This window comes from Bradyrhizobium sp. SZCCHNRI3052 (assembly GCF_032484895.1).
GTDB lineage: Bacteria > Pseudomonadota > Alphaproteobacteria > Rhizobiales > Xanthobacteraceae > Bradyrhizobium.
This window is the reverse complement of record NZ_JAUETW010000010.1, coordinates 225,873-245,061: the sequence shown is the minus strand read 5'-3', so window position 1 is coordinate 245,061 and position 19,189 is coordinate 225,873. Positions and strand designations below refer to the sequence as shown.

General features: G+C 67.5%; 6 protein-coding genes (1 of these 6 running past the window's edge). All 6 read left to right on the top strand.

The window, feature by feature from the left end:
* Positions 1–60: 60 nt before the first annotated feature.
* Positions 61–2,340 carry a TonB-dependent receptor gene (locus tag QW887_RS25295; protein WP_316195245.1) on the top strand — a complete coding sequence of 760 codons (2,280 nt, stop codon included), beginning with the start codon at positions 61–63 and terminating at the stop codon, positions 2,338–2,340.
* Positions 2,341–2,672: 332 nt separating this feature from the next.
* Positions 2,673–2,903, top strand: coding sequence for an MbtH family protein (locus tag QW887_RS25290; protein WP_315717422.1), 231 nt, complete (start codon positions 2,673–2,675; stop codon positions 2,901–2,903).
* 20 nt (positions 2,904–2,923) lie between these two features.
* Entirely contained in the window at positions 2,924–3,652 is a 729-nt protein-coding gene (locus tag QW887_RS25285; RefSeq protein ID WP_316195243.1) for a thioesterase II family protein, read from the top strand.
* 165 nt (positions 3,653–3,817) lie between these two features.
* Complete coding sequence (locus QW887_RS25280; protein WP_316195241.1) at positions 3,818–4,702, top strand: TauD/TfdA family dioxygenase; 885 nt, start codon at positions 3,818–3,820, stop codon at positions 4,700–4,702.
* Positions 4,703–4,745: 43 nt separating this feature from the next.
* A complete protein-coding gene (locus QW887_RS25275) occupies positions 4,746–14,471 on the top strand; it encodes a non-ribosomal peptide synthetase (protein WP_316195239.1) in 9,726 nt (3,241 codons plus the stop codon).
* Positions 14,468–19,189, top strand: the 5' portion of a protein-coding gene (locus tag QW887_RS25270) for a non-ribosomal peptide synthetase (protein WP_316195237.1). 1,869 nt of this gene lie beyond the right edge of the window; the window shows 4,722 of its 6,591 coding nt (coding positions 1–4,722); its start codon is at positions 14,468–14,470; its stop codon lies off the right edge, out of view. The genes QW887_RS25275 and QW887_RS25270 overlap by 4 nt, the downstream gene beginning before the upstream one ends.

Genomic DNA, 19,189 nt, shown 5'->3' with positions numbered 1-19,189 from the left:
TGGAATGATCGGGGTGTCAGGATGGTCTGTCGCATTTGGGATAAAGACATTGGATTGACGATGTCGTTGGGACTTGTGAGCTCATTGGCGCTCACGCTGAATGTCGGAGGCGTTCAATCGGCCTCTGCGCAGACCAAGCTCCCCGATGTGACCGTCGACGCGCCGAAGCCGAAAGTCCGGCAGACCGCCTCGAGACCGCAGACGACCGCGACGCGGACCGCTCAGCAGCGCCGCGTCGCTCCGCGCAACCTGCCGCCGACCGCCCCGGTGGCCTATGTGACGCCGTCGACAGGAACGGTCGGCGCGCCGCCGTCGCCCTATGCCGGCGGCCAGGTCGCGAGCGGCGGCGGCCTCGGGCTGCTGGGCAACCGCGGCGTCATGAACACGCCCTTCAACCAGACGAGCTTCACCTCGCAGCTGATCCAGAACCAGCAGGCGCGCACGATCCGCGACGTGCTGATCAATGATCCCTCGGTGCGCACGATCCAAGCCGCCGGCGGCGGCGCCGACAGCCTGTTCATCCGCGGCTTCTACTACGACAGCGGCGACTACGCCCTGAATGGCCTCGCCGGCATCGCGCCATATTATTCGACGGGCGCCAATTTCATCGAGCGGGTCGAATTGCTGAAGGGGCCGGCGGCTCTGCTCAACGGCATGACGGTCGGCGGCACTGGCGCCTCAAGCGGCGGCGCGGTCGGCGGTAGCGTCAATCTCGTCACCAAGCACGCGCTCGACACCGACATCACGCAGCTAACGGCGACCTATGCGTCCAAGACGCAATTCGGCGAGCAGATCGACGTCGGCCGCCGCTATGGCGAGCACAAGGAGTGGGGCGTACGGCTGAACAGCAAGTATTCGAACGGCGATACCCCCTGGAACCGGCAGACCGACGAGTTCGGCAACGCCCACCTCGCCGTCGACTATCATGGCGAGAATGTCCGAATCGATGCCGATGTCGGCTATCAGGCGGACAAGCTGAATCCGCCGCTGCGATTCTTCGGCGTGGGTACTGCTGTCACCAGCATTCCGTCGCCACCGTCGTCCGGCACCAATTTCCAGGTGCCGTGGGCGTATTATGCGCCGACCGATTTCTTCTCGACGGTGAAAGGCGAAGTCGATCTCAACGATCGTATCACCGCCTATGCCGGATTCGGCTATCACGACAGCAACATCAACTACCGTTATCCGTCGCCGGTCCTCTCGAGCAACGCTGGCCTGTTGTCCGGGACTCCTGGAACGGGAAGCGAGACGTACAAGACGTACGCCGGGGAGGCTGGCCTGCGCATGACCGCCGATACCGGCCCGATCAACCATGCCGTCAATGTCGGCTACTCCATCACCGACCGCACCTATACCCAGCAGGTGGTCTCCGGCAAGATGCCCAACTGGAGCCTTTACAGCGAGCCGACCAACATCGCGTTGCCAAGCTTTCCGACGCTCCAGGCCAATCAGACCGTCGGCGCAAATCTCTGGAGCATCGGCGTCTCCGACACGATGTCGCTGCTGAACAAGCGGATTCAACTGACCGTCGGTGTGCGCAGACAAACGGCGGGAACGGAAGTCACGAATCTCGTTACTCCAGCATCGAGCCGCCCGTTCGAGGACACCTCGGTGTGGACGCCAGCCTATGCGCTCGTGGTCAAGCCCGTCGAGTTTGTGTCGCTGTATGCCAACTACATCGAGGGCCTGCAGACCCCGACCGTCGTTGCCGCCGGCTATGCCAACAGCGGCACGGTCTTCCCGCCAGGGCAGACCAAGCAGGTCGAGACCGGCATCAAGGTCGACTTCGGCCGAATCACGACCACGGTCAGCGCATTCGATATCTCACGCCCGAGCGTGATTACCACGAGTTCAGGGGGAGTGCTGACTCAAGAGCTGAATGGCCGGCAGCGAAATACGGGCGCCGAGTTCAACGTATTCGGCGAGGTCACGCCGACGCTGCGGCTGTTGGGGGGCGTGGCGTATATTCACGGCGTGCAGGAGAAGACTTCGGGCGGCCTGACGGACGGCAAGCGGGCGATCGGCGTGCCCGAGCTCACCGTGAATCTCGGCGCCGAGTGGGATACACCGTTCGTGCGGGATCTGACGCTGACGGGGCGAGTCGTCTACACCGGTGCACAATATGTCGACGCGGCCAACAAACTCTCGCTGCCGGATTGGACACGCGTCGACCTGGGCGCCCGCTACACCTTCACCTCGCCCTGGAACGGCAAGCCGATCGTTCTGCGGGCGAGCGTCGAGAATGTATTCGACAAGGCGTATTGGGCGTCGGCCTATAGCGGTGTGATCACCCTGGGGGCGCCGCGCACCTATCTCGTTTCCACGACGTTCAATTTCTAGGACGTCGATACGCGTTGGCGATGATGAGGCCGCCGCATGACCATTGTGCGGCGGCCTTGTTAGTCTGAGCGATGCGGACGGCGTTCAATTCCAATCTGATAAAGATTTGCGTAACTCATCGATCGCGTTGAGGCGTGATCATATCCGCGGTTACAACGCGATCGGGTCAGCAAATCATCTCGTTGGAGCCGATGCATCCTGATGTTGAATCGTCACCTACGTGTCACCTTGGAGAGATTAAAAACTTCGATCGGCGGTATCCTTTTGACTGTCATTATCAACTGCATTACTCGTAGTTCATCAACGTCGTTTGTTAGTAGGAGTAGCCGGGCATGATGGTCTTCGACAGAGATGACGTCACCTTCACCGTCGTCGTGAATCACGAAGAGCAATATTCGATCTGGCCAACGTTCAAGGACATCCCGAACGGGTGGACGGCCGTCGGCGTGACCGGGAGCAAGAAGGAGTGTCTGGACCATATCGAACAGGTGTGGACCGACATGCGGCCGCTCTCGCTGCGGAAATTCATGCAGGAGAACGCCCAGGCCTCTGCCGAATCCTGAAGCGAAGGAGGCTGGATGCCATGCGGCTGATCTGTTTGCCCTATGCCGGCGGCAGCGCCATGGTCTATGCGCGCTGGAGGAGAGCTCTTCCGTCCTGGATCGAAATCGTGCCGCTGGAGCTGCCCGGACGGGGCGCGCGGATGGACGAGCCGCTGCAAACGGACGCGGCAGCATTGGCCGATCAGCTCGCGTCCGAACTGATCGGGACGCCGTTGGCGGAGCCTTACGTCCTGTTCGGGCACAGCCTCGGCGGCTTGCTCGCCTTCGAGCTGGCGCACAGGCTGCTCGCGCTCGGCGCGCCAAAGCCGCAGATGCTGCTCGTGTCCGGAACGGAGGCGCCGGCCGTGCGCGACGGCAGCCGCTGGCGCGAGCCGCTCGGTGACGACGCATTGCGCGAAGAGCTTCTCAGGCTGAACGGCACGCCGCCGGAGGCGTTGCAGAGCATGGAGATCATGCGCGGCACGCTGCCGATCCTGCGGGCCGATTTCCTGATGTGCGGGAACTACGTCTATCGGCGGCGTCGGCCCTTGCCGTGTCCGCTGCACGTGTTTGGCGGAGATTTCGACGAGACGCGTGCCGAGGCACTGGAGGCGTGGCGGGCCGAGACCTCCGGCGCGTTCGGTCGCGACATGCTGCCGGGCGACCACTTCTTCATCCATAGCCGACAGGCGGATCTGCTGAAGCTCGTTGCCGCATTGCTGGCACGTCGGGCATGGCCGGGACTCGCCGTTGCTCGCGCGGGGCCTTGAGCGGCGTGCCGAAAGCACGACCCAGCCGGAAAAGCCGGCCGGTGAAGAAACTTCGATGCTGAAATCGACGGGAGACGGGGAGAAGTCATGTTCGCAATACAATCTAAAATAGAACAAGAATCGCTACCGTTCCTTCTGCGGGCCAGCCGCAGGCAGCAGCCGCTGATGGAGGCCGTCAGCGAGGTCCGCGACATGATCGAGCGCCAGCTCTATGCGTGCGGCGGAATTCTCTTCCGTGGCTTCCATCTCGACGGCGCCGAGGCGTTCAGGAGCTTCGCCGCGAGCTTCGGCCATCCGCTGCTGTCCTATGATTTCGGCTCGACGCCCCGATCGCAGGTCAGCGCCGGCGTCTACACCTCGACCGAATATCCGCCGCACCAGAGCATCCCGCTGCACAACGAGCAGGCCTATACGCGCGACTGGCCGATGAAGATCTGGTTCTATTGCGAGCAGGCGGCACAGCAGGGCGGTGAGACGCCGGTCGCCGACAGCCGGTCGATCCATCGCGACATGCCGGCCGCGATCCGTAACCGCTTCGCCGAGCGGGGCGTCATGTATGTCCGCAACTACGGCAGTGGACTCGATGTCGACTGGCGACAGGTGTTCGGCACGGAGTCGAAGGCCGAGGTCGAGGCCTATTGCGCCTCCCATGCAATCGCCTGCGAATGGAAGGATGGCGACGAGCTACGGACGCGGCAGGTCTGCCAGGGGACGGCGGTGCATCCCGTGACCGGGGACATGGTGTGGTTCAATCAGGCGCATCTGTTCCACGTCTCCAGCCTCGCGCCCGAGGTTCGGGAAAGTCTTCTCGACATCGTCGGCGATCCGCTCGAGCTGCCGCGCAATGCGTTCTACGGCGACGGCGCGCCGATCGAGGACGAGACGCTGGCCACGGTCAGAGCCGTGCTCGACCGGCACAAGATCGTCTTTCCCTGGCAGACCGGCGACGTCGTCATGCTCGACAACATGCTGACGGCGCACGCGCGCGAGCCATTCAAGGGGCCGCGCAGGGTGATCGTCGCGATGGCGCAAGCCCATCGCGTCAATTGAGCCTGCGGCATCGATCCTCACGTTGTCATCGGACCTTTGGAAAATGCCGACACAGACCCTCGTCGAACGACTCCGCGAGCATGCCGCCTCGCGTGCTGACCATCCGGCGCTGCGCTTCATCGAAGGCGACGATGTCGTCCACGAGCTGAAATTCGCTGCGCTGGACCGGCGCATCCGCGCGCTTGCGGCGCATCTGCAGGAGCTCGCGCGTGCCGGCGAGCGCGCCGTGATTCTGCTGCCGAACGGTCCGGATTATGCCGTCGCATTCTACGCCTGCCTCTATGCCGGGGTCATTGCCGTGCCGGCCTATCCGCCGGAGACCGGCAAGGAGCGCTACGCCAGCCGCCTCGATGGCATCCTGCGCGATGCGGCGCCACGACTCATTCTCACCCAGGCGCGGCTTCGCGACGTCGTCGTCGCTTCGGTCGGCGAGACCGATGCTCATGTTGTTGCCGTCGACGAGGTGCCGGTCGATGCCGCCGCATCCTGGCGCGAGACGGACTTGCACGGCGATGCGATCGCCTTCCTCCAATATACGTCGGGTTCGACGTCGCAGCCGAAGGGAGTCTGCGTCACTCACCGGAACCTGGTCGCCAATGAGATCGCAATCGAAGCGGCGCTCGGCGGGACCAGGGACGACGTCTTCGTCAGCTGGCTGCCGCTCTATCACGACATGGGATTGATGGGCGGATTGCTGAATCCGCTGTTCACGGGCTTCACGGCGGTGCTGATGTCGCCGCGCAATTTCCTCGAGCAGCCGCGACGCTGGCTCGACGCCATCCACCGCCACGGCGGCACCTGCAGCGGCGGGCCGGACTTCGCGTTCGCGCTCTGTGCGGACCGGATCTCGGACGAAGCGATCGCGCGCCTGGACCTCAGCCGATGGCGGTTCGCGTTCTCCGGCTCGGAGTTCGTGCGCCGCGCGACGCTGGATCGATTTGCCGCGCGCTTCCGGCCGGCGGGCCTCGATCCTCGCGCGCTGACGCCGTGCTACGGCCTGGCCGAGGCGACCTTGTTGGTGACGGCGGGCGACCGCGCGAGCCGGGCGGTTTGTCACACGCTCGATCCCGCGGCGCTCGCGGGTGGCCGCGTTGCGGAGGCCGGCGAGGGCACGGACCTGATGGCGTGCGGCGCCGTGGCGGACGGCCATGCCGTGCGCATCATGAGGGTCGATGCGTCCGCCGACGCCGGGACGAATGAGGTCGGCGAAATCTGGGTCGCAGGTCCGAGCGTCGCGCAGGGCTATTGGAACAATCCCGAGGCGACGCAGCAGACATTCGTCCTTCGCGATGGCGCGCGCTGGCTGCGGACGGGCGACCTCGGCTTCGTCCGCGACGGCGATCTCGTCGTCACCGGCAGGCTCAAGGATCTGCTGATCGTCCGCGGCCAGAACATCTATCCGTTCGATCTGGAGCAGGCCGTCGAGACCGAGGTGGCCTCGGTGCGGAAGGGACGTGTCGCGGCCTTCCCGGTCGAGATCGATGGCGTCGAAGGCATCGGCGTCGCCGTCGAGTTCGGCAGGGCGGTACTGCGGCGAACGCCGGCCGACGTGCTGATCAAGGCGATCGGCGATTCGGTCATGCGGCAGACGCAGGAATATCCGGCGGTGGTCGTGCTGCTGAACCCGCAAGGCATGCCGCTGACCACCAGCGGCAAGCTGCAGCGGTCCGCCTGCCGCGCCAGGTGGGCGCAGGGCACGCTCGACAGCTTCATGGTGTTCGAACGGCGACGCGAGGCGACGGACCCCTCGCCGTCACCGGAGCTTGCGACGGCGACCGAACGCCGTCTTGCGCTGATCTGGCGGGATGTGCTGCGGCGCGCGACCGTCGACCGCAACGACGACTTTTTCATGCTCGGCGGCAATTCGGTCGCGGCCGCTCAGATCGCGGCGATGGTGCGCGAGCAGTTCGGGGTCGAGCTCGCGCTGCGCGGCTTCTTCGATGCGCCGACGCTCGTCGCGCTCGCAGCGCTCATCGATGCGGCCGGCGCGGACGCGACAATGCTCCCGCCGCTGCAGCCCGCACCGGCGGGGCTGCGCGAGCTACTGTCACCCGCGCAGGAGCGGCTGTGGTTTCTCTGGAGCATGGATCCGGCCGGCACGGCCTACACCATCGCTTGCACGGTTCATTTCGACGGCCCGCTCGATCAAGCACGGCTGGTGCAGGCGCTGACCGAAATCGTCGCCCGCCACGAGACGCTGCGCACCACCTTCTCTGCCCCGGATGGCCGCGTCGTGCAGGTCATCCATGCGTCGCCGGACATTCCCGTCGCGGTCGAGGATCTGCGGCGCAGCCCGGCGGCGGAGCGCGCGTCGCGCGTCGCGGCGCGGACACGCGAGGAGCTGGCGCGGCCGTTCGATCTCGTCAATGGCCCGCTGCTGCGCGCCGTGCTGATGCAGCTCGCGGACGACCGCCACGAACTGCTGCTGTCGGCGCATCACATCGTCGCCGACGGGCTCTCGCTCGACGTGCTGCTGGCCGAGATCGCCGCGCTCTATGACGGGCTCCGGCGCGGGGCAGGGGCGCTGCCGCCGCCGTCCGCGATCCAATATGCCGACTACGCCGCATGGCAGCGGGATTGGCTCTCCGGCCCCGAGGCCGCGCAGCAGCTCTCCTACTGGCGCGAGCGGCTCGGTGATGCGGATACGCCGCTTGCATTGCCGTTCGACCGGCCGCGGCCGCCCGTACAGAGCTATCGCGGCGACACCATCCACGTGGAGATCGCGCCAGATCTGGTGCTGAGGCTCCGCGCGCTCGCCAGGGAGCATCGCGTCAGCATGTTCATGCTGCTGCTCGCCGCCTATCAGCTGCTGCTGTTCCGCTACTCCGGCCGCTCCGACCTGCGCGTCGGTGTGCCCGTCGCCGGGCGCCGCCAGGCCGAGCTGGCGTCGCTGATCGGCTGCTTCGTCAATACGCTGGTGCTGCGGGCCGACGTGACCGACGGCATGAGCTTCGCCGAGCTGCTGGCGCGGGCGAAGGAGGAGGTGATTTCCGGGCTGGCGCATCAGGATCTGCCGTTCGACCGTCTCGTCGACGCGCTGAAGCCGACTCGCTCCGGCGGCCACAATCCGCTGTTCCAGGTCAAGTTCAACTACATGGCCGCGCCTGACGGACTTGCGCTCGGCGATGGCCTGCACGCCCAGCCACGCATCGTCGATCTCGCCGGCTCGCATTTTGATCTCGCGCTCGACATCGTCGACGGCCCGACGGGCATGAATGCGAGCCTGAATTTCGCAACCGATCTGTTCGACGTGACGACGGTCGAGCGGATCGGGAACCAGCTCGTCGATTTCCTGCGGCAGATCGCGGCCGCCACCGACCGGCCGCTGCGCGACTTCGCGATCGCGCGCGGCGTCGAGCAGACCGTCGTGGCGGAGGCGACGAGCTTCCCCGCGACCGACATCCTCGATCTGATCGGTGTTGCGCTCGCGCGCCGCGATGATCGGATCGCGCTGCGCCAGGGACGGGACACCGTCAGCGCAGCCGAGCTCGTGCGCTGGTCGGACCACATCGCGGGTGTGCTCGTCGCGGCCGGCATCACGCGCGAGGCGCCGGTGGCGCTGTGGATCGAGCGGTCGCCGGCCTTCGTCGCGGCGCTGCTCGGCGTCCTCAAGGCGGGCGGCTCCGCAGTGCCGCTCGATCCGGCATGGCCGGTGGCGCGCGTCGATCGCATCCTTCGTGGCGGCGGCATCGGCACGCTGGTCGCAACCGGCGAGCACTTGGCTGCGGCGAGGGCGCTGGAGTGTCATACGCTCGACGGTGAACTGCGCGGCGATGCGTCCTCCGGCGCGTTCGATGCCCCGCGGCCGCATCCAGCGCAGACCGCCTACATCATCTACACGTCGGGCTCGACCGGTGCGCCCAAGGGCGTCGCCGTGTCGCACGGCGCGCTCGCCAACTACGTTCAGGCGCTGTTGTCCCGGCTGCAGCCGCGCGCCGGCGCCGGCATGGCGATGGTCTCGACGGTCGCCGCCGATCTCGGCCATACCGTGCTGTTTGGCGCGCTTGCGAGCGGCGTGACCTTGAATCTGCTGCCGGCCGATGCCGCCTTCGATGCGGATGCGTTTGCGCAAGCGATGCGCGACGGCGAGGTCGGCGTCCTCAAGATCGTGCCGAGCCATCTGCGCGGCCTGTTGCGGGCACGGCGCTCGGCCGACGTTCTGCCGCGCGACGTGCTGATCCTTGGCGGCGAGGCCTGCGATCCCGGCTTGATCGAAGAGGTCCGCCGGCTGCGGCCGCACTGCCGGATCGTCAATCACTACGGCCCGACCGAGACGACGGTCGGCGTGACGACCCATGAGTGGACGGACGCCGAAGCCAAAGGTGTGCTGCCGGTCGGATTGCCGCTTGCGAACCTGCGCGCCTACGTTCTCGACGATGCGTTGAATATCGTCCCGGCCGGAGTCGCCGGTGAACTCTATCTGGGCGGCGCCGGGCTGGCGCGCGGCTATCGCGGTGCGCCTGGACAGGCGGCCGAGCGCTTCATTCCCGATCCGTTCGGACCTGCAGGCGAACGCCTCTACCGGACCGGCGATTTGGTGCGCTGTGATCGAGCGGGCCGGATCGTGTTCCTGGGCCGGCGCGATGATCAGGTGAAGCTGCGCGGCTACCGCGTCGAACCCGCCGAGATCAGCCGCGCCGTCTCCTCGTTGAACGGCGTCGCCGATGCCGCCGTCGTGGCGCGCGCCGTCGACGCCGAGCAGGAACGCCAGGAGCTCGTGGCTTATTGCGTCGCCGCGGCCGGCGTCGTGTTGCAGCCGGAGGCGCTGCGGCAGCAACTCTCGGCGATGCTGCCGGACTACATGGTGCCGTCGCGCATCGTCGTGCTCGAGCGGCTGCCGCTGACCGCCAATGGCAAGCTCGACCGCGCGGCGCTGCCGCAGCCGGACGATGACGCCGTGCTGTCGTATGTCGCCCCGGTCGGCGCGGTGGAGCAGGCCATCGCCGCTGTCTGGCAGGACGTGCTGGGCCGCGAGCGGATCGGCCGCAATGACAATTTCTTCGAGCTCGGCGGCGACTCCATCCTCAGCCTGCAGATCATTGCACGGCTGCGCAAGCGCGGCGTCATGCTGACGCCGAAGCAGATGTTCGCGCAGCAGACGATAGCGGCGCTGGCCGGTGTGGTTGCGACCACCTCCGCGCCGGCCATGACGCCGCCGGCAGCAGCACGCAACGCAATGAACGCCTGCGCTGCGGAGCTGCTGCCGATCCAATTGCGCTTCTTTGCCGAGGCAATCTCCAACCGCGATCACTTCAACCAGGCGGTGCTGCTGATCCCGCGGGACCGGATCGACTGGAGCGTGCTGCAGCGGGCGCTCGCTGCCGTCGTGAGGCATCACGATGCGCTTCGCATGACGTATCGGCGGATCGCGGGTGAATGGCAGGCGGTGCCGTCCGACCTGCCTGCTGCGCCTGAGCTGCTTTGGCTCCGCACGGCAGTCGAGCCGTCCGACGTCAGCGCGATCGCGTCGGGGGCGCAGGCGAGCCTGTCATTGGCATCGGGATCTCTGCTGCGCGCCGTCGGATTCGACATGCGCGACGGCAGCCAGCGGCTGCTGGTCGCCATCCATCATCTCGCCGTCGATGGCGTGTCATGGCGGATCCTGCTCGAGGACATCGCGTCGGCCTACGAACAGGCGGCGGGGCAGGAGGCCGCCGTCAGCCTGCCGCCCACGAGCTCCGCGCCGTCTTCCTGGGCGCAGCGACTGCGCGCGCATGCGGCCTCCGATCGGCTCGCAGGCGAACTGCCGTTCTGGCTCGCGTCCTCCCGCGGCAGCGAGTTGCCCTGTGACGACGCTCATGGTGGCACCGACGTCGAGGCCGACGCCGAGGAGGTCGTGCTGAACCTCGAGGCGGAGCTGACCGAACGGCTGCTCGATGCCGCGCCTGCGGCCTATCGCACGCAGGTCAACGACCTGCTGCTGGCCGCGCTGGCACGCGCGCTCTGGAGCTGGAGCGGGATCGAAGGCGTCGTGATCGAGCTGGAGGGCCACGGCCGCGAGGATGTCTTCGCGGACGTCGATCTCACGCGGACGGTGGGCTGGTTCACGAGCGCATTCCCGGTGCGTCTCGACGGCGGCAGCGAGACCGATCGTGCGCTCATCACCCGCGTCAAGGAGACGCTGCGCGCCATGCCCGATCGCGGGCTCGGCTATGGCGTCCTGCGTTATCTCGGCGCGAAAGAGCATCGCGACGCGCTGGCGGCGACGCCGAACCCGCGTATCGTCTTCAACTATCTCGGCCGCTTCGACGGCCAGCTCGGTGCGGCCGCGCCGTACCGGATCGCGGCGGAGAATCCGGGATCGATGCGGGCCGCCGACACGCCGTTGCGGGCCTGGCTCAGCATCAACGGCGAGGTGCGTGACGGGCGGCTGCGGCTCGGCTTCCGCTATGGAAGCCGGCGGTATCGGCGCGCGACCGTGGAACGGCTCGCCGAGCTCTATCGCGCGGCGCTGCATGGTCTCGTCGATCATTGCCTCCGCGGCGCCGGCGGTCTCACGCCGTCCGACGTTCCGCTCGCGGGGCTCGATCAGGCGGCGCTCGACCGGCTCTGCGCGACCGTTGACTGTCGCTCCGTCGAGGACATCTACCCGCTGTCGCCGATGCAGCAGGGCTTGCTGTTCCATGCGCTGCGCGACGGCGCTGATGACGTCTATGTCAACCAGCTCTCGATCGAGCTTCGAGGTGTGACGCCGGCGCGGTTGCGTGCGGCATGGCAGACGGCGAGTGCGCGGCATGCGGTGCTGCGGACCGGGTTCGCCTGGCAACAATTGTCCGGAGCAGCCCAGCAGATCGTCTACCGGCAGCTCGACGTGCCCGTCGTCGACGAGGATTGGCGCAGCCGTATCACGGGCGGGGCTGCGGCGGCGGAGATCGATGCGGCGCTTGCGGAGGCGGCACGGCGCGAGCGCGAACTCGGCTTCGACATTACCCGGCCGCCGCTGCAGCGGCTGCGGCTGATCCGGCTCGGCGAAGACAGGCTGTGGCTGATCTGGACGCATCATCACATCGTGATCGACGGCTGGAGCTCGGCGCGGCTGCTCGCCGATGTGCTGCAGCAGATCAGCGGCGCCGCGCCGTCGGCGGCGCAAGGCGGCTACCGCGACTACATCGCCTGGCTGCAGACGCGCGACCAGGCGGCAGCCGCTGATTTCTGGCGCGAGACGCTGCGCGATTTCGAGCCCACGCCGCTCGCCGACGCCTTGCGTGCGAGCCGCGCGATCGACGCTGCGAGCGGCCATGGCCGGCTGACGCTGCGCGTGGACGGTGATCTCGCGGCTCGCCTGCGGCGGTTCGCGACGCAGCAGCGCATCACGATGAATACGCTGCTGCAGGGGACCTGGGCCCAATTGCTGCGGCAATATACCGGGCAAAGCGCGGTCTGCTTTGGCGTCACGGTCTCGGGCCGTCCGGCCGAGCTTGCCGGCGCCGAGAACATGGTCGGCCTCTTCATCAACACGCTGCCGCTGATCGATCGCGCGCATCCGCAGACCGCGACCGGCGACTGGCTGCGCGCCCTTCAGGCGCAGAGCGTCGCGGCGCGCGACTATGAGTGGCTGCCGCTGCACGAGATCCAGCGTCTGGCCGGCAGGGCCGGGCAGCCGCTGTTCGACAGCCTGATGGTATTCGAGAACTATCCGATCGATCAGTCGCTCACCGCGCGCGACGGTGCCGGGCCGCAGATCGGGCGGGTCGAACACGTGACGCCGACCAACTATCCGATCGCGGTCATCGTGTTCGATGGACCCGAGGGCCTGCGCCTCGACTTCAACTACGATCGCGCGCAACTGGACAACCATGCGGTTCGCCGGGTGAGCGCGTCGTTGCGAGACTGGCTGACGCGGATTTCGGCGGATGCCACCCGTCCGACCGGCAGCCTTCGCATGGTCGACGGAGAGGCGCTGGCGTGCGTCCTGCGCTGGAGCGGAGCTGCGATCGGCGAGACGTCACGCCGACCGTCGTCGATCGGCGCGGCGCCTGGCCTCGTGGCGCAGATCGAGGCGCGGGCGAAGGCCGTCCCGGACGCGGTTGCGATCGTCTGCGGCGACCGCCGAATCAGCTACGGCGAACTGAATGCGCGGGCAAACCGGCTGGCGCGGCGACTGCGCGCGCGCGCGATCGGCGCCGATGTCGTGGTTGGACTGGCGCTGGAGCGCGACGCCGAGATGATTGTGGCGCTGCTCGCCGTGCTGAAGGCCGGCGCCGCCTACCTGCCGCTCGATCCGGACTATCCGGCCGAGCGTCTTGCCCACATGCTCGGCGACAGCGGCGCAAGACTGCTGCTCACGCAAGCCGAGCTGCAAGATCGGTTCACGCCCGCGCTGGCCGACAGCGGAGCCGAAGCCTGGCTGCTCGATCGCATCGACGATGGAGGCGACGCCGGCAACCTCGACCTCGCCATTCATCCGGAGAGCCTCGCCTACGTCATCTATACCTCGGGCTCGACCGGCCTGCCCAAGGGCGTGATGGTGCGTCACGGCGCAGTGACGAATTTTCTGGCGACGATGGCCGAGCAGCCGGGGATCGCATCGGACGACCGCGTGCTGGCATTGACCTCGCTGTCGTTCGACATCGCGGTGCTGGAGCTGTGGCTGCCGCTGACCCGGGGGGCCCGTATCGTGCTGGCCGACCGCGCCTCCGCGCAGGATCCGACGGCGCTGAAGGCGATCGTGGCCAGGCACGGCGTGACCTTGATCCAGGCGACACCGTCGAGCTGGCGCATGCTGCTCGATCATGACGGGGCCGCCGCGCTGCCTCGTCGCTGTCGCGTGCTCAGCGGCGGCGAGGCGCTGGCTCCCGATCTGGCACGGCGGCTCGTCGCGCTGAGCGGCGAGGTCTGGAACATGTATGGGCCGACCGAGACCACGGTGTGGTCTGCGCGCCACCGGCTCGATTGCAATGATCCCATGCCGGTGCTCGGTGGTCCGATCGGCAATACCACGCTCTACGTGCTCGACGCCAATCTCAATCTGGCGCCGCCCGGGGTGGCCGGCGAACTGTTCATCGGCGGCGAGGGGTTGGCGCGCGGCTATTGGAAGCGGCCCGGGCTCAGCGCGGAGCGGTTCATTCCGGATCCGTTCGGCGGCCCCGGTGCGCGGCTGTACCGGACCGGCGACCTGGCGCGCTGGCGTGCCGATGGCGCGCTCGACTATGTCGGCCGCGCCGATCACCAGGTCAAGATACGGGGGCATCGCATCGAGCTCGGCGAGATCGAGGCGCGGCTGCGCGCGCTGCCCGGCGTCCGCGACAGCGTCGTGGTCGCGCAGGATGTCGGTGGCGGTAGCAACCTGATCGGCTATGTCGGCAGTGAGTGCGCGCTCGATGGCGGCGAGCTGCGCGCGGCGCTCGCGACGGCGCTGCCGGACTACATGGTGCCGTTGCGCGTCATCGTGCTGCCGCGGCTGCCGCTGACGCCGAACGGCAAGGTCGACCGCAAGGCGCTGCCGCTGGCCTCACAAGGCGACGCGGGGGCCCACTATCAAGCTCCGGTCGGCGAGATCGAGATCACGCTGGCCGGCATCTGGGCGGAGCTGCTCGGCCTCGACCGGGTCGGGCGGGGCGATCACTTCTTCAATCTCGGCGGCCACTCTCTGCTGGCGGTACGGCTGCTCAGCCGTGTCGCGCAGGAGTTCGGCACATCGATGCGATTGTCCGAGCTGTTCGTTCATCCGGAATTGGCGGAGTTCGCGCGCGTCCTCTCCATCAGACTGATCGAGCAGCAGTTCGCCGAAGGTGAACTCGAGGACCTGATGACAGCGGAGCTATCATGAGCGGACAATCAGGACAGCCTCTTCTGCACAACCTCGATCCGGAGGCGCTGCGCCGGTTGGCATCGCGCGCGCGACAGCGCGGCCGCAATGTCCCCAGACGCGATACAAACACGATCCCGATCGCCGATCGCGGGGGCTCGCTGCCGCTCTCCTTCGCGCAGCAGCAGCTCTGGCTGCTGGCCCAGCTCGAGAATGGAAGTACCAACTATCACATCGATGTGGCGCTGCGGCTGCGCGGCCGGCTCGACATCGGCGCATGGCGCCGCAGCCTCGACCGGCTGTTCTCCCGCCACGAGGCGCTGCGGACGGTCTTCGTCGCCGAGCAGGGCGAGCCGCGGGTCGCGCTGTTGCCGCCGGACACCAGCCTGCCGCTGGAGGTGCACGATCTTCGCGGGCGGCCGGACCGCGAAACGCGGCTGGCCGATCTGCTGAATGAGTGTACGCGCGCGCCGTTCGATCTTGCGCGGGGTCCATTGATCCGCAGCCATTTGATCGACCTGGGCGATGATGATCATGTCCTTCTGCTCAGCCAGCATCACATCATCTCCGACGGATGGTCGATGGGCGTCATCGTCCGCGAGCTCTCGGCGCTGTATGCCGCCTTCGTTGCAGGCGGCAATGATCCGTTGCCGCCGCTGGCGATTCAGTATCCGGACTATGCAGCATGGCAGCGCCATTCGCTGACGGCAGATCGGCTGCAGCGGCAGCTCGATCATTGGATCGCCGTGCTGCGCGACGCGCCGTCCTTGCTGGCACTGCCGACGGACCGGGCGCGATCTGCACCGCGATCCAACGCCGGCGCCGCGGTGCCTGTCGAGATCGACGACGGTCTTTCGGCCGATATCAGGCAATTGAGCATCGCGCTCGGCGCCACCCCGTTCGTCATCGTGCTGGCCGCCTGGGCCCTCGTGCTGTCGCGGTTGGCCGGCCAGCAGGATCTCGTCATCGGCACGCCGACCGCCAATCGGATGCGTTCGGAGCTCGAAGGCCTGGCCGGCTTCTTCGTCAACATGCTGGCGCTGCGGCTCGACCTCTCGGGCGGTCCTGCTGTGGCCGAGTTGATCGAGCGGGTGAAGACGGCCGTCCTTGCGGCGCAGGATCATCAGGACCTGCCGTTCGAGCATCTTGTCGAGGCGCTCCAACCCCCGCGGCATCCGGAATACACGCCCGTGTTCCAGGTGGTGTTCGCATGGCAGAGCGATGATATCGGCTCATTGGCGCTGCCCGGCCTGGCGGTCGAGCGCCTTGCGACCGAGCAGCACAAGATCAAGTTCGATCTCGAGCTCGATCTCAGTGAGAGCGGTGGACGCATCTCCGGCAAGATCAACTACGCGACGGCGCTGTTCGACGCCGAGACCGTGCAGCGCTATCGCACCTATCTGCTGGCGGTGCTGCGCGCCATGGTCGCCGACACCAGCCAGCCGGTCGATCGCATCGAGCTGCTGCCAGCCGAGGAACGTGCGCTGCTGCTGGATGACTGGAATCGCACGCGCTCGTTCACGCCGCCTGACTGCTGCATTCAGGATCTCGTTGCCGAGCAGGCGCGCCGCCGGCCGTCGGCGGTGGCGCTGGTCCATGACGAGGTCAACCTGACCTATCGCGAGCTCGAGCTGCGCGCCAATCGCCTCGCGCATCATCTCGTCGCGCTGGGCGCTGGTCCGGACCGGCTGATCGCGATCTGCCAGCAGCGCGGCATCGATGCGATCGTCAGCGTGCTCGCGGTCCTCAAAGCGGGAGCGGCCTATCTGCCGCTGGATCCCACCTATCCGCCGCAGCGGCTGCGCGAGACCGTGGCCGATGCCCGGCCGACGCTGCTGCTCTGTGACGGCGCGAGCGCCAGTACGCTCGGCAGCGTGGCATGTCCGGTCGTGGATGTGGAGAGCGATGCGCCGGCCTGGAGCGGGCTGCCGGAGGGCGCACCGGATGTTGTTGCCCGTGGCCTGACGCCGCGCAGCCTCGCCTATGTCATCTATACCTCGGGCTCGACCGGACAGCCGAAGGGCGTGATGATCGAGCACCACGGCCTGGTCAATCTCGCGCAGGCCCAGATCGGGCTGTTCGACACCGGTCCGCACAGCCGGATCGCCCAATTCGCCTCCTTCAGCTTCGACGCGAGCGTGTGGGACATCGTCATGGCGCTTTGCGCCGGCGCCGAACTGCATCTGCTCGGAAGCCGCGAGCACCGCGATGCGGCGGAGCTGGTGAACTATCTCGCCGAACATCGCATCACCCATGCCACGTTGCCGCCGGCGATGCTGCAGGGCCGCTCGGACCTCGCGCGGCTCTCCGGGCTCGACGTGCTCGTTCTCGCTGGCGAGTTGCCAAAGCCGGAGCTGTTCGAGGCCCTGCCGTCGGAGATCGCGGTCTTCAACGCCTACGGCCCGACGGAAACAACCGTCTGCGCCACCGCATGGCGCCGTCCGCCCGGCTTCGCCGGCGGTGTCGTCCCAATCGGTCGCCCGATCGCCAACGCGCGGATCTATCTGCTCGACGCCCAGGGCATGCCGGTGCCGCGCGGTGCCGTCGGCGAGATCTGGATCGGCGGGGCAGGGGTTGCCCGCGGCTATCTCAACCGTCCCGATTTGTCGGCGCAGCGCTTTGCCGTGGATCCGTTCGGGCTGTCGTCCGACGCGCGGATGTATCGAACCGGTGACCTCGGCCGCCATCTCGCCGACGGCAACATCGAATTCCTGGGCCGCAACGACCATCAGGTGAAGATCCGCGGCTTCCGCATCGAGCTCGGCGAGATCGAGCATCGGCTGAATGCGCAGGCCGGAGTGCGGGACTCGGCGGTGCTGGCGCGGCGCGATGCGCAGGGCGATCTCACGCTCGTCGCCTATGTGGTGCCGGCGGACGATGCAGGTGATCCCAGCGCATGGGCTGCGCGCCTGCGCACGCATTTGCAGGCGTGTCTTCCGGACTACATGGTTCCCTCGGCGATCGTTCGCCTCGATGCGTTTCCGCTGACACCCAACGGCAAGGTCGACCGGCAGGCGCTGCCGGCGCCGGACGACGAGGCGTTCGGCCGTGGCGCCTATGATCCGCCCCACGGCGAGATCGAGCAGGTCCTCGCTGCTATCTGGCGCGAGCTGCTGGGCATCGAGCGCGTCGGTCGCAACGATCATTTCTTCGAGCTCGGCGGCCATTCGCTGCTCGTCGTCCGCATGCTGGACCGGCTGAAGCGCCATGCGCTGACGATCGATGCGCAGATGGTGTTCGCCAAGCCGGTGCTGCGCGATCTCGCGGCCAGCCTGCGGCAAAGCGAGGAGACCGCAATTCCTGACAACCCGATCACGGCGCAGAGCCCGGTCATCACGCCGGACATGCTGCCGCTGATCGCGCTGAGCCAGGGCGAGATCGACCGCGTGGTGGGCCGTGTGCCGGGCGGCGTCGCCAACGTCCAGGACATCTACGCGCTGTCGCCGTTGCAGGAGGGAATCCTGTTCCATCATCTGCTCGCGACCGAGGGCGACCCCTACGTGCTGGTCGCGCAGATGGCATTTGCGGGCCGTGATCTGCTGGATCGCTATCTTGCGGCCGTTCAGGACGTGATCGACCGGCATGACGTCCTGCGGACGTCGTTCCTCTGGGATGGGCTGTCGGTGCCGGCGCAGGTGGTCTGGCGCCAGGCACCGCTAAGCGTCACCGAAGTTGAGCTCGAAGGCAACGAGCCGGCCCAGGTCGAACTGGCGCGCCGCTTCGATCCGAGGTCCTGCCGGCTCGACCTGACCCAGGCGCCATTGCTGCGTCTCATTGTCGCCCGCGACCCACGAAATGATCGCCTGCTGCTGCTGGTCCTGCTGCATCACATGGTCGGCGACCATACCACTCTGCAGGCGCTGCACGAGGAAGTGCAACTGATCCTGGCGGGCCGCCGCAGCGCTCTCCCTCCACCGATTCCGTTCCGCAACCTCGTGGCCGAGACCCGCAAGGCCGGAGGGCAGGATGCGCAGCAGCGCTTCTTCCGCAGCATGCTCGGCGACATCGATGCGCCGACGGCACCATTCGGATTGATGGAGGTCCGCAGCAACGGCGACGGCGCGCGCGAGGCAAGGCTGCCCGTGCCGGCTACGCTCGACGCGCGGCTGCGCGCGCAGGCGCGGCGCCTTGGCGCGAGCCTCGCCAGCCTCTGTCATGTCGCCTGGGGCCAGGTGCTGGCGCGCAGCAGCGGACGTGATCAGGTCGTGTTCGGCACCGTGCTGCTCGGCCGCATGCAGGCCGGCCACGATACCGGCCGCAGCCTGGGCCTGTTCATCAACACGCTGCCGTTGCGGCTCGATCTCGACGGCACGTCCGTTGAGGAAAGCGTTCGCGCAGCGCACGGGCGGCTGGCGGAGCTGATGGCGCATGAGCATGCCTCGCTGGCAATGGCCCAGCGCTGCAGCGGCGTCGCGCCGCCGACGCCGCTGTTCTCTGCGATCCTGAACTATCGGCACGGCAGGAGACAGGATGCGCGGACAGATGCAGAGTCCCTGCAAGGCGTCGAATGGCTCGGTGGCGAGGAGCGTACCAATTATCCGCTGATGCTGGCGGTAGACGACGACGGCCATGGGCTTCACCTGACGGTCCAGGCCGTGGCGCCGGTCGCGCCCGAGCGGGTCGGCGCGATGATGCAGCACTCGCTCGAGCAGCTGGCGCTTGCGCTGGAAGCGGCGCCGCACACGCCGGTGCGCCGGATCGACGTCGTTCCAGTGGATGATCGCGCGAGGCTGCTGCGG

Bases quoted from the DNA above. Each gene is read 5' to 3' on its own strand.
- QW887_RS25295 (WP_316195245.1), top strand. From the start codon at position 61: ATGTCGTTGGGACTTGTGAGCTCATTGGCGCTCACGCTGAATGTCGGA.
- QW887_RS25290 (WP_315717422.1), top strand. From the start codon at position 2,673: ATGATGGTCTTCGACAGAGATGACGTCACCTTCACCGTCGTCGTGAAT.
- QW887_RS25285 (WP_316195243.1), top strand. From the start codon at position 2,924: ATGCGGCTGATCTGTTTGCCCTATGCCGGCGGCAGCGCCATGGTCTAT.
- QW887_RS25280 (WP_316195241.1), top strand. From the start codon at position 3,818: ATGGAGGCCGTCAGCGAGGTCCGCGACATGATCGAGCGCCAGCTCTAT.
- QW887_RS25275 (WP_316195239.1), top strand. From the start codon at position 4,746: ATGCCGACACAGACCCTCGTCGAACGACTCCGCGAGCATGCCGCCTCG.